Annotated in this window: 10 protein-coding genes; 8 read left to right on the top strand and 2 right to left on the bottom strand. The window is 57.9% G+C overall.

The genetic code is table 11. From position 1 onward, the window contains the following. The first annotated feature begins 391 nt into the window (after nucleotides 1-391). From FIV03_RS19070 to FIV03_RS19060, 3 genes are all read left to right on the top strand, one after another. Complete coding sequence (locus FIV03_RS19070; protein ID WP_062488627.1) at nucleotides 392-1,039, top strand: TetR/AcrR family transcriptional regulator; 648 nt, start codon at nucleotides 392-394, stop codon at nucleotides 1,037-1,039. Between the two features lie 126 nt (nucleotides 1,040-1,165). Continuing rightward, nucleotides 1,166-2,647: a protein adenylyltransferase SelO gene (locus FIV03_RS19065; protein WP_152510626.1), complete on the top strand. Its 1,482-nt coding sequence runs from the start codon at nucleotides 1,166-1,168 to the stop codon at nucleotides 2,645-2,647. Nucleotides 2,648-2,803: 156 nt separating this feature from the next. Beyond that, entirely contained in the window at nucleotides 2,804-4,867 is a 2,064-nt protein-coding gene (locus FIV03_RS19060; RefSeq protein ID WP_152510625.1) for a M13 family metallopeptidase, read from the top strand. A gap of 39 nt (nucleotides 4,868-4,906) precedes the next feature. Here the strand turns inward: FIV03_RS19060 and FIV03_RS19055 are convergent, their stop codons facing one another. Further along, nucleotides 4,907-5,494 (bottom strand): TetR/AcrR family transcriptional regulator, encoded by a 588-nt coding sequence (locus tag FIV03_RS19055; protein WP_152510624.1) that lies wholly within the window; start codon nucleotides 5,492-5,494, stop codon nucleotides 4,907-4,909. Nucleotides 5,495-5,620: 126 nt separating this feature from the next. Between FIV03_RS19055 and FIV03_RS19050 the strand changes: the two genes are divergently transcribed. From FIV03_RS19050 to FIV03_RS19040, 3 genes are all read left to right on the top strand, one after another. Beyond that, nucleotides 5,621-6,304, top strand: coding sequence for a PspA/IM30 family protein (locus tag FIV03_RS19050; protein ID WP_173013884.1), 684 nt, complete (start codon nucleotides 5,621-5,623; stop codon nucleotides 6,302-6,304). Nucleotides 6,305-6,319: 15 nt separating this feature from the next. Further along, nucleotides 6,320-6,601, top strand: a complete 282-nt coding sequence (locus tag FIV03_RS19045; RefSeq protein ID WP_022998340.1) for a YiaA/YiaB family inner membrane protein — start codon at nucleotides 6,320-6,322, stop codon at nucleotides 6,599-6,601. A gap of 102 nt (nucleotides 6,602-6,703) precedes the next feature. Then, complete coding sequence (locus FIV03_RS19040; RefSeq protein ID WP_152510622.1) at nucleotides 6,704-10,123, top strand: acyl-[ACP]--phospholipid O-acyltransferase; 3,420 nt, start codon at nucleotides 6,704-6,706, stop codon at nucleotides 10,121-10,123. A 144-nt stretch (nucleotides 10,124-10,267) separates the two neighbouring features. On the opposite strand, the gene FIV03_RS19035 is transcribed toward FIV03_RS19040, so the two are convergent. Then, nucleotides 10,268-11,635 carry an aminotransferase class V-fold PLP-dependent enzyme gene (locus tag FIV03_RS19035; protein WP_152510621.1) on the bottom strand — a complete coding sequence of 456 codons (1,368 nt, stop codon included), beginning with the start codon at nucleotides 11,633-11,635 and terminating at the stop codon, nucleotides 10,268-10,270. A gap of 39 nt (nucleotides 11,636-11,674) precedes the next feature. Here FIV03_RS19035 and FIV03_RS19030 point away from each other — a divergent pair, with 39 nt between their 5' ends. Further along, on the top strand, nucleotides 11,675-12,052 hold the full coding sequence (locus tag FIV03_RS19030; RefSeq protein ID WP_286202204.1) for a metalloregulator ArsR/SmtB family transcription factor: 378 nt from the start codon (nucleotides 11,675-11,677) through the stop codon (nucleotides 12,050-12,052). Between the two features lie 201 nt (nucleotides 12,053-12,253). After that, on the top strand, nucleotides 12,254-12,682 hold the full coding sequence (locus FIV03_RS19025) for an HIT family protein (RefSeq protein ID WP_152510620.1): 429 nt from the start codon (nucleotides 12,254-12,256) through the stop codon (nucleotides 12,680-12,682). Nucleotides 12,683-12,690 lie beyond the last annotated feature (8 nt).

Here is a 12,690-nt window from a genome sequence, read left to right as displayed (position 1 = left end):
GTTCGGTCAATGGCATTTATATGTTCATCCCCTTGGCGAACGCAAGGGTTCCGGCGAAATTTTTGCGACGCACAAAAGCCCCCTGTTCAACAACCTGGTTGATCGAGACGGCAACAAGACACTTTGGGAGGGGGACGCGAGACGCATCACCTGTCCGGAAGTCGGATCCTGTCGAAGATTTTTTTTGGGGGGCGTTTTGACTTGCAGACACAGCTGGTCTGACCAGGAAAGATTGAATGGTTCGTCCTGTTGGCCGATAGTGTTGAGATTGACCAACCACCTGCCGAACAGTTGACCTTTGCATTTATGGGAATGCTTTTTGAGAAAAACCGTGTGTTTGACAGAATACTAGCGATAAACTACTGAAAGACGGCAGAAATTCGAGATTGCGATGACAACCGAAACACAGGAACTACCGGCGACAGCCGAAGATCCGGCTCAGAAGACCGACAACGCCAAGTGCAGACAGATTCTTGCCGGCGCACGAAAAGTCTTCCGGGCGAAGGGGTTCGATGGCGCCAGTATGGAGGTTATCGCCAAGGAAGCCGGCGTTTCCAAAGGCACGCTCTACGTCTACTTCAGCAGCAAGGAAGCGCTGTTCGAAGCGCTGATCCTGCAAGAACGTTTCAGCCAGGCGGAAATCCTGCGGGAAACCCTCGTCAGCAGGGCTGACGTCAAAAGTGATCTGCACCGTATCGGCCGCAGTTATCTGCAGAAAATGGCAAACCCGGAAAAATTGTCGACCCTCCGCATGGTGGTAGGCGCTGCGGAAAAATTCCCTCAGTTCGGCGTTCTGCTCTACGAAGCCGGTCCATGCCAGGGCCGACGCGACCTTGGTGCCTTCATTCAGGAGCGGATCGACCGCGGCGAGTTGAAGGACTGTGATGTCGAACTGGCAGCAGGCCAGTTTTTCGATTTGTGTGTGGCGGGCGTTCTGAGGCGCATGCTGCTCAATGCCGGCCCGAAGCCGAGCGAAGAAGAAATCGAAACCAATGTTGCTGCAGCGGTGAAGGTGTTTCTGGCGGCCTACGCAGCGTGACACGCCGCGCTGCCGCCCCCCTCAAAGTTCACATGAATTCGATTTCCGACCTGACCGGGGCGGACAGACGGCCATAACTTCCTATATTAAGCGGTAAAGCTATTTCCACCGCACACTGTAGGTTCCATGACCGCCCGACCGCCCATTTTTCAGTTCGACAATTCCTACGCACGGGACCTGCCCGGCTTTTACGTGGCCTGGGAAGGCGCGAAGGTGCCAACGCCGCAGATTGTGGTGTTCAATCGTGAACTTGCAAAAGAACTCGGTCTTGATTCCAACCTTCTGGAAACATCCGAAGGCGCAGAAATCTTTGCCGGGGTCCGTCAGCCGGACGGCGCATCGCCTCTTGCCCAGGTGTATGCCGGCCACCAGTTTGGCGGCTTCTCGCCACAGCTGGGGGATGGCCGCGCGCTTCTTCTCGGAGAGATCATCGACAGCACCGGCAATCGGAAGGACATTCAGCTGAAAGGGTCGGGACCGACCCCCTTCTCCCGTGGCGGAGACGGCAAGGCTGTGGTGGGGCCGGTCCTGCGCGAATATATCCTCGGCGAAGCCATGCATGCACTCGGCATCCCGACGACACGAGCACTGGCAGCGGTAACCACCGGAGAAACCATCTACCGGGATGGTCCGAAACCGGGCGCAGTGTTGACCCGTGTCGCCGCAAGCCATTTGCGGGTGGGTACCTTCCAGTATTTTGCGGCACGCGGTGAAACGGAAAAAGTCCGCCAGCTCGCCGACTACGCCATTGCCCGCCACGATCCGGATCTTGCCGGACAGCCGGACCGCTATATCCGGCTGTTTCGGGGTGTAGTCGAGCGCCAGGCAGCGCTGGTCGCCAATTGGGTGCTTGTCGGCTTCGTTCACGGTGTCATGAACACCGACAACACGACGATTTCCGGCGAAACAATCGACTATGGCCCTTGCGCTTTCATTGACGCCTATGATCCGGCAGCCGTTTTCAGCTCCATCGACCACGGTGGACGATACGCGTTCGGCCGCCAGCCCGTCATCATGCAATGGAACCTTGCCCGGCTTGCCGAAACTCTGTTGCCCCTGATCCAGCCCGATGATCTGGACAAGGCAGTCGAACTGGCAAGCGCCGAACTCGGCCGCTTTCCTGATATCTACCGCACATCCTGGCTGAACGGGATGCGCGCAAAGCTGGGTCTGGTGGAAGAAACCGCGGAAGATCAGGACCTGTTCGAAACGATGCTTTCGGTCTTGCAGGAACAATCGGTCGATTACACGCTCTACTTCCGGCACCTGAGCGAGGCTGCTATTGGCGCCCCGCAAAAACTGCGCGAACTTTTTGTCGATCCGACGCAGTTAGACGACTGGCTGGAGCGCTGGATGCAACGCCTTGAAAGCGAAGGCAGAGCGCCGGCGGAAACCAGGGCGGCGATGAACCTTGTCAATCCGCTCTACATTCCACGGAACCACAAGGTGGAAGCGGCACTCCAGAGTGCGGAAACAGGAGAGTATCTTTTACTCAACGAGTTACTGGATGTTCTAAAAGCTCCGTATGAAGAACGCCCCGGCTTTGAGAGCTATGCCCTTCCTGCCCCGGAGGCGTTTGGTCCCTATCAAACCTTCTGTGGAACGTAAGGCTAAACCGTGCGCACCTCTCGGTCGGTTCGATTGCGCCAGAAGCCACCTCGCTCTTGAACGCCGCCGCCACAAGCCTTGCAGTAATCGGATTGCCATCTGCGGCCGGAACTCTATTCTTACGTAAGGTAAAAAGACTTCCCTGGGGGCGCTGAAATGAAAATTATCCCACTTCTGCTGACGAGCGCGGTGCTGCTGTCCGGATCTGCCTTCGCTGAGGAAAACGGCCTTCCCCCACTCACCCCGGACGACCTTCAGTTCTCACCCGAGAACATGGATACCTCCGTGGATCCGGCCGACGATTTTTATCGCTATGCCTCAGGCAAGTGGCTCGACCGGGTGAACCGGCCAGCAGACAAGGCGCGTTGGGATGTTTTTTCGATTATCGGCGAAAGACTGATCAAGCAGCTTGCGGCTGTTTCCGAAAAAGCAAGCGAAAGCTCCGCGGAAGCGCCCAAGGGTAGCCCGACGCAGCTCGTTGGTGACTTTTACAAGGCCTATATGAATGTCGAGGCGATGGATGCTGCAGGCATCGAACCGATCCAAAGCGACCTGGACGCCATCGAAGCCCTGGAAACCCTGGACGACCTCACCCGGTTCGCGGCTGACCAGGCCGCAATGTCCGGACCTGCCCTGTTTGCGATTTTCGCACCGAGTGCAGATCCAGCCGACAGCAAGCGCTACGCCATTTTTTCAGTAGGTCCCAGTTTCGGCGTTGAGGACCACCATCTCGAACTCTTGCGCAACAAGGAAGGCGATCCGCGCATTCCTGCCTACCGTGCCTATGTGGCGGAAATCATGAAGGTCGCCGGTTATCCGGAGGACGATGCCGCTCGCATCGCCGACATCACACTTCGAATAGAAACAGCGCTTTATGCCGGGATACTGACGCCCGAAGAAGGCAACGATCCACGCAACCGCTACAGCAAACTTGGTTATGAGGAGGTCCAGGCACAGGTGCCGGAATTCGACCTCGATCTCTATCTTGAAACAGTCGGCTTCGAGAAACCCGACGCAGTCTACATGTTTGAACCAAGGGCTTTGCCTGAGCTCTCAAAAGTGCTGAAGGAAACACCGCTTGAAGATCTGAAAGCCTATGCGGCTTATCGGGTTATCGAAAACTACAAGGAATTCCTGACATCCGCCTTCGAAGAACCCGCCAAGGAGTTCAATCTTGTCCTGACCGGTGCACGAACGGACCGCCCTCGCGAGGAGCACCTGTACGACCTCCTGAAAGAGAACCTCGGCCATCCTGCCAGCCAACTCTTCGTTGAAACCTACTATTCCGACGAGACCAAAGCCGAAGTCATCAAGATGGTCGAGCGCATTCACGGGAAGTTTCGCGAGCGCGTCGAAACGCGGGATTGGTTGTCGGAAGATACTCGCGCCGAAGCCCTGAAGAAGGTCGACACCTTCTACTACAAGGTCGGCTATCCCGACGAATGGGTCGATTATTCCAAACTCGAGATCGGGGCCGATCCCGTTGCAAACATGCGCAATCTTGGAGCCTTTTCCATGAACCGCATGCTGGAGAAAATCAAGAAACCCGTCGTGCACGAGGAATTCAACACGCAGTCAACGCTGCCGATCGTCATCAATGCCGCCTATACACCTTCCATCAACGGCTTCGAGGTCAATGCGGCCATCACCCAGCCGCCAGCCTATAGCCACGATATGGACGCTCCCTTGCGTTTCTGCCGGATCGGCGCGGTCATCGGCCACGAAATGACCCACGGTTTCGACAGCGGTGGCCGCCGATACGATGCGGAAGGCAACTTCCGTGACTGGTGGACGGAAGCGGATGCAAAGGCCTTCGACAGGGAAGCCCAGAAACTCATCGACCAGGCCAACACCTTCGAAGTGCTGCCTGGCCTTAACGCCAACGGTCCGCTCAACGTCCGAGAGAACATGGCCGATGTCGGCGGCATCACGCTCGCCTATGAAAGCCTGATGGATTATCTGGCCGAGCACCCTGAGGAAAATGTCGAGATAGATGGCCTGTCGCCGGCCAAGCGCTGTTTCATCGGCTGGGCCCAGTTCTGGACGGCCAAGGCCTCCGACCCGTTCCTGCGCATGCTTGTCGCCGGTGACGGGCATCCTCCGAGCCCTTATCGAGCTTTTGCGGCCCTACAACATGTCGATGCGTTCTACGAGACTTTCGGCATCGAGGAGGGCGACCCGATGTGGCTGCCACCGGAGAAACGGGTGAGAGCCTGGTAAACCTCAGCAGGATAATCTCCAGCCTGGCAGCCAGGGACTCTACCCTGCCAGGCGCTCGACCAGAAAGTTCATTTCCTGCTCCAGCTTTTCTCCCGACAGGCCGACGAACCGTGCTTCCAGGCTGATCGTGACGAGACCGTGTACCGCCGCAAAAGCGGTGCGTGTCCGGGCTGCAAGGTCTTCTTCCTGCATGCTTGGATCGAGTTCGCGCAATGGTGCTGCGATGAAGCCGAGAAGCGCGATATTTTCCTGAATATGCCACTCAGGCACCGCCTTGCCTTCAGGCAAGTGATGGCTGAACAGTGTCATCCAGAGGTTTCGATTGTCGCGCGCAAACCCCAGATAGGCCAAAGCCAGCACCTTGAGCCGTGCCAACGGCTCGTCCACGGTTTCGACTTTCGATGCCATCAGATCCTTGATGCGGCCGAGCGTCACCGAGTTGACCGCAAGCAACAACGCATCCTGGTCCGCGAAATGCTTGTAGACCGACCCTACCGAGTAACCGGCATCAGCCGCGATCTTTCTGATGTTGACCGCTTCCATGCCCCCTGCTTCCACGGCGGCAATCGCCGCTTCCAGAACGCGACGATGGGTTTCTTCGCTTTTTGCTTTTTGAACTCCGGCCATTAACCGTATCGCACCTCAAAAGTGAACTTTGTTCATTTTTCATCTTGACCTAATCAAAATGATGTGGCTTTGTCAAATAGTGAACAACGTTCACCTTTTGAGAGAGGCACGATGTTTGAGCCATTCATGAACCAACTGAGGGCGCTGTTTCTAACCAGCGCCGAGGAAAGCCGGGACAATCAGTCTCTTGCTCTCCTCTCCATCAACACGCGTACAGCCGCCGCTTCCGTCCGGGCTGCCCAGGTTGCTCTGGCCCGCGCCAAGGCAGAACAGCAGCAGGACCGCAAGCGGCTGTGGCAAATCAATGCATCCCTCGAAGATCTGGAGAACAGGGCTCGCAACGCCCTCCTCAAAGGTCTTGAACCCCTCGCGAGAGAGGCTGCGGAAGCTATCGCACTTCTGGAAGACGAAAAGTCGGCGCTCGAAGAGGCAATCCGATCGTTCGACGGTGATCTTTCAAGCCTCACGGAAACCTTGCACCGCGCCCAGAGCCGTCTGCGCGCCCTAAAGCGCGGTGAACGCACCGTTGAAGTTCGCGACCAGATCCAGAAAGCACAGTCCTTTGGCTCCAGTACAGGCCAGTCGGCGCTCGCCATTGCAGAAGGACAGCTGGAGGACATCCGCCGACGCCAGGAACGCGACCAATTGGCCGAACAGGAATTCAAGACCTTGTCGGCAGCGGATAACCCGAGTGCGGTTATCGAAAAACTGGGCGATGCCGGTTGCGGCGCGCCTGTGAAAACCAGAGTGGACGATGTGCTCGCCCGCCTGAAATCCGACATTCCGCTTCTTCTGGAAAAAAGCAGCTAACACGAGGACAAGACCATGCAGGAACCCACAGTCAAACATTCCAACAACTGGACCATTTTTACCGCCGGCAGTTTCGCTGTTGCCGCTATCATGATGGCCCTGGGCATCTGGAACCTTGAAGCAAGCTTCTCCGCGAAAGGCTTCTACGCAATGGCCGCAATCATGCTGGTCCATACAGCGGTCACCTTGACCAAGACCATGCGTGATCGCGAGGAAGCCAACAAGTTCCATAACCGCCTGGAAGACGCAAAGACGGAAAAACTGCTGATGGACATCAGCAAGCCGGAACAAGTCTGATCCAGAAATTAAACCGGGCGGAGTTTCTAACTCTCCGCCCGGGTTTCAAAGATTGAAGGTTATGAAGCAGATTGACAGATAGCTGCTTCGAAGGAGGACCTCATGAGCGCGTCACTGATGACATCCAGGCGTTTCGCACCGCTCTTCTGGACGCAGTTTTTCTCTGCATTCAACGACAATTTCCTGAAAAACGCCTTGGTGTTCCTTGTGTTGTTCCAGGTTGGTGGACACGGTGCAGACGGTGACAACACCGGTGTTCTGATAACGTTGGCCGGGGCTGTCTTCATCGCGCCCTTCCTGTTTCTGTCCGCACTCGGGGGCGAACTCGCAGACAAGTTCGACAAGGCTCGGATTGCCCGTGCAACCAAGCTTGCAGAAATTGCAGGCGCAGGCCTGGCCGTGACAGGCATGGCTCTGTCCTCCCTCCCCATCCTCTTTGCCGCGCTGTTCGTGTTTGGTGCCATGTCTGCCTTGTTCAGCCCGGTCAAATACGGGCTGCTCCCGGATCATCTGCCGGCTTCAAACCTGCCGCGCGCCAATGCGTGGATAGAAGCGGGAACTTTTCTGGCAATCCTGGGCGGTACGATTTCCGCCGGCCTTTTGTTCAGTACCGGTGCTCCCACCCTGATCTTTGCTCCAGTGATGATAGCCCTGGCTCTCGCATGTTACGGGCTGAGCCGGCAAATTCCCTCCGCACCGGCAGCAGCCCCTCATCTGACGATTGACTGGAACCTTGCAACGTCCACATGGTGCGTGGTGAGAGATCTGGCTGTCGATCGTCGTCTCTTCCTGGTAGCCATGATGAATGCCTGGTTCTGGCTCATCGGCGCCATGGTGCTCGCTGTTCTGCCGCTGATGGTCAAGACGTTCCTGGGCGGCGAAGAAATTGCCGTCACCTATTTCCTGACCGTCTTCGCCGTTTCGATCGGCATCGGGTCGGCAATTGCCGCCTGGCTTCTGGCTGGCCGCGTCGTCCTTTTGCCGGCTCCCGTCGGAACGCTTCTGCTGGCGCTCTTCTGCCTGGATGCGGCATTTACCCTGGCAGGCCTGCCGGCCACCGCAACAGCATCTGGCTTGCGCGAGTTCCTGACCCATGAGGGCGTAATCCGTCTCAGCGTCGATATGGCCGGCCTTGCCATTTCCGGAGCTTTGCTCGTTGTTCCCACCTTCACGGCACTCCAGACCTGGGCGAAACCGCAGGTGCGTGCCCGCCGGATAGCAGCGTCCAACGCCCTTGGCGCTGCCCTGATGACGGTTGGCGGACTGTTGCTGGCAGGAGCCCAGAAACTTGGATTTTCCGTTCCCGCAATTTTTCTGGCGCTGGCCGGGCTGAACCTGGTCGCAGCTATCGTGATGCTCAAGATCCTGCCGACCAACCCGATGCGCGATGCGATCTCGATCCTCTATCGCGCCATTTTCCGGATGGAAGTCAAAGGCCTGGAAAATCTGGAAAAAGCCGGCGAAGCCCCGATCCTGGCGCTGAACCACGTTAGTTTGCTGGACGCTGGCCTGGCTCTGACCCTGACTGACAAGAAGCCGTCCTTCGCCATCGATTATGACATTGCCCGGCGCTGGTGGGTCAAACCCTTCCTGCACCTTGCGAATGCCCTGCCGATCAACCCGTCAAAACCCATGGCCACCCGCGCATTGATCAAGGTGGTGAACTCCGGCGAACCGATGGTGATCTTCCCGGAAGGCCGGCTGACTGTCACCGGCAGCCTGATGAAGGTCTACGACGGCGCGGCAATGGTGGCCGACAAGACCGGGGCCATGATCGTCCCGATCCGTATCGACGGCCTTGAAAAAACGCCGTTCTCCTACCTGAACCCAAGCCAGATCCGCAAGCGTCTGTTCCCCAAAGTGAAGGTGACAATCATGGAACCTACCCGCCTGGACCTCGACGACGAACTGAGGGGACGTCAGCGGCGCGCTGCAGCGGGTGCCAAGCTGTACAGCGTCATGTCCGAACTGATGTTTGAAACCAGCCTGACGGAAGACGTGACGATCCTGGAGAAGGTAATCGCCACGGCCGAAGAATACGGCTACGGCAAGCTGGCGGTTGAGGATCCGGTGTCCGGAAAGCTGAATGCAGGCAAACTGCTGACAGGCGTTTCCGTTCTTGGCCGCAAACTGTTGCAGCACACCGGTGGAGAAGACACCCTCGGCATCATGCTGCCGAATGCCAATGGCGCTGCCGTTACCGTTCTGGCGACCATGTCTGCCGGCAAGGTGCCCGCCATGATCAATTTCACCGCCGGTCAGGAAAACATTCTCGCTGCCTGCCGTGCTGCGGATGTTCGTACGCTGTTGTCTTCCCGCGCCTTCGTCAAGCAGGCTCGCCTGGAGCAACTGGCTTCAAACCTGGAAGACCACGTTCGCATCATCTGGCTGGAAGATCTGCGCTCTGAAATCGGCTTCATGGACAAGATCCGCGGCCTTCTGACCAAAAGTCGCCCCCTGGTACGCAGGCAAGCGGACGACACGGCAGTGATCCTGTTCACCTCCGGATCGGAGGGAACACCGAAAGGTGTTGTGCTGACACACAGGAACATCCTGTCCAATGCCACGCAGGCAGCCGCCAGGATCGATTTCACTCCGAACGACAAGGTGTTCAACGTCCTGCCGATGTTCCACTCCTTCGGCCTGACGGCGGGCACCATCCTGCCGCTGATATCCGGTGTGCCGGTCTATCTCTATCCCTCGCCCCTGCATTACCGGATCGTTCCGGAGCTGATCTACACCTCCAATGCAACGATCCTGTTCGGCACGGACACCTTTCTCAATGGTTATGCCCGCGTTGCCCATGCCTACGACTTCCGCTCCCTGCGCTACTGTTTTGCAGGCGCGGAGCCGGTGAAACCGTCAACCAGGCAGATCTATCAGGAACGCTTCGGTCTGCGTGTTCTGGAAGGATACGGCGTGACCGAGACCGCACCGGTCATTGCGCTCAACACGCCGATGTACAACCGTCCGGGCACGGTCGGCAAACTGATGCCCGGCATGAAGGCACGCCTTGAGCCCGTACCTGGTGTGGAAACCGGCGGCAGACTGCATGTGTCGGGACCGAACGTGATGGTCGGTTATCTGAAGGCCGAAAATCCCGGCGTCGTCGAACCACTTGTCGACGGCTGGCACGACACCGGCGACATCGTCGAGATCGATGACGACGGCTACATCATCATCAAGGGCCGCGCCAAGCGCTTCGCCAAGATTGCAGGCGAGATGGTGTCTCTGTCCGCCGTGGAAGCCCTGGCGGGTCAGATCTGGCCGCAGCATCTGTCCGCAGTTGCCGCCATCAAGGATGCCCGCAAGGGCGAGAAGCTGGTGCTCGTGACGGAAAACCCGGATGCGGACCGCGCAGCTTTCGTTGAAGGCGCCAAAGCCCGAGGCGCACAGGACCTGATGATACCGGCAGAAGTCCGTGTGGTATCCAAGGTTCCTGTCCTGGGTTCCGGAAAGCTGGACTTCGCAGCGGTTGCAAAACTGGTCAAAGACGGATCTGAACTGGGCGAAGCCGCCTGACGCAACTATCGTCCTCGCAATTCATCTCTGCGGTACCAGGTATTTGACGAGAGAATTCGTGGTCATACGCTCGAACGCGACCCTGTCATATCTGTGGCCCGAAAGGACCTGACCAGGGTCGCGTCTTCTGCGAAGTGAGCTGCATCAGGCCGGGGCCATCACCTCGGCCTTTGCCTTCGCAACGGCAGCTATCAGCCGGTCGACATCTTCCGTCCGGGTTGACCAGTTCGAGACGCTGATGCGAAACCCCTGTCGCCCTTTCCAGGAGGCCTGACCGAACCAGGCTTCACCGGAAGCCTGAACATGGCCAGCGATGCGGGCACAGGCGTCTTCAGCCCCCGGCAGCGTCGCAAACACCTGGTTGAAATGCACCTCATGCGGTACTTCGAACCCGAGCGCTGTCAGATCCCCTGAAATGCGCCTTGCATGACTGTGAAAACGGCTCAGCATGTCCTCCAGGCCTTGCCGGCCGAGGGAAAGCAGCGCTGCCCAGGTCTCGGCTCCGCGGGCAGACCGGCTGAATTCAGGAGCGCGGTTGGCCGGGTTTGATACGGTCGCCGGCAGATAGGTGGCCCCGATTGCCATCGACGCCTGCATTTCCTGCGGATGGCGGCACAAGGCCAAGCCTGAATCATATGGCGTGTTGAGCGTCTTGTGGCTGTCGACCACCCAGCTGTCTGCCTTCTCAAGCCCTTTGAGCGCCGTTGCCGTATCGCTGCAGGCCCTTGCCCACAGCCCGAAAGCGCCATCAACGTGAAGCCAGGCACCAGCGGCATTACACTTGTCGCCGAGTTCGTCAAATGGATCGAAGGCTCCGCTGCAAACGTTTCCTGCCTGGCACAAAACGAGCGTGCGATCATCCAGTTCGGGTAGCTTGTCGATCCGCATCCGCCCCTGATCGTCCACTTCCACCCACTCGATCGATTTTGTGGCCAGGCCCGCCATCCGAAGGGATTTCAGCACGGTTGCATGAATTTCGGCGCTGGCGACAATCCGCAAGCCGGGAGCGCCAATCAGGCCCTCTCCTCTTTCGTGGCCAAGGCGCGACAACAGTGTGTCGCGCGCAGTGACCAGTAGCGCCATATTGGACATGGTCGCACCGGTGGTGAAAGCGCCATCAGTACCTTCAGGCAACCCCAGAAGCCCTACGATCCAGGACACCGCCGTTTCTTCCATCTTGATCACCGAAGGTCCCGTCAAACCGTCTGCAACCTGATCCCACGCGGAGAGCAAGGCCCGGGCCGCGGAGGCTGCAGGCAATGCGCCTCCTATGACATAACCGAAGTACCGGCCTGCCGCCGTCGCAACAGTGCCCTCACCGCCTACGGTCTCGAGCAGATCAAGAATATCGCCAACGTCGGCGCCCTGCTCCGGCAAACCGGGATCGAGCTCGGCAAGACGAGACAAATTCGGCCCGACGCGCCGATCCGGCAAGTGTTTCAGATAACGCACGCCGCGCGTCGCGCCGTTCGAAAAGGCTTCCGCTTGAAGGCCGAGAAGGCTATTTTCCATGTTCGAACCACCAATCCATATCGAAGAGTATCTATATAGATGAATATCAATATAGATGTAGAGTCAAGTTCATTGGCGATGGCGGCACTGGCGAGCCCCGTGCGGCTGCAGATCCTTTTGTGGCTGCTCGACCCTCGAGCCCACTTTCCCCGCCAGCGGGACGGAGACCTCGTGGATGACGGCGTGTGTGTCGGTTTCATCACCGACAAAGTGGGCCTCAGCCAACCGACCGTCAGCTCACACATGAAAAAGATGTCGGAAGCAGGCCTGGTAACTGGAAAGCGGATCGGCAACTGGATGTTCTACAAACCCGACAGGACAAGGCTTGAAGACCTGGGATTGAAGCTCACATGCGCATCGCAAACGGATCCTGAAGCCTCAAATGCTGGCCAACCGGCCAGCGAAACCGTTTCCTGAACAACCGCGGCTTGAGCAAACTCATCCCGGCGATCCTGCCGCAGTCGCGGCTTGCAGCTGCAAGAAATCTCGGACTAGATCAGGAGTAACTCTTGATCGGAATCGATTGATAGTCCTTTGATCAACCCTGAAGTGTCGGGGTGGCTCGTTTCTGAACACCGCTTCGCGAAATTCTTTTGCCTACCAGACAGGAATGCAAACATGTCCGCACCCGCTTATGACGACCAGAATGTCTTTGCCAAAATCCTGCGCGGCGAACTGCCGAGCCACAAGGTTTACGAGGACAACAAAACACTGGTGATCATGGACATCATGCCCCGCGGCGATGGTCATGTTCTGGTGATCCCGAAAGCCCCTTCCCGCAACATCCTGGATATCGCACCGGATGATCTCAACGCGGTCATGGCAACAACGCAGACCATGGCCAGGGTGGTGATCAAGGCCTTTAATGCCGACGGCACGACCATCCAGCAATTCTCGGAGCCTGCCGGTGGCCAGGTGGTGTTCCACACCCATGTCCATGTCATTCCACGTTTCGAGGGCGTGTCGCTGAAACCCCACACCGGTGCGATGGCAGACAATGACCTGCTGGCAGCGCAAGCAGAAAAGATACGAGCCGCACTGGCCTGAGCCAGGCG

Origin of the sequence: Labrenzia sp. THAF187b (genome assembly GCF_009363375.1) — a bacterium.
Taxonomy (GTDB): domain Bacteria; phylum Pseudomonadota; class Alphaproteobacteria; order Rhizobiales; family Stappiaceae; genus Roseibium; species Roseibium algicola.
The sequence above is the reverse complement of the archived record's forward strand: the minus strand, read 5'-3'. Positions and strand labels throughout refer to the sequence as shown.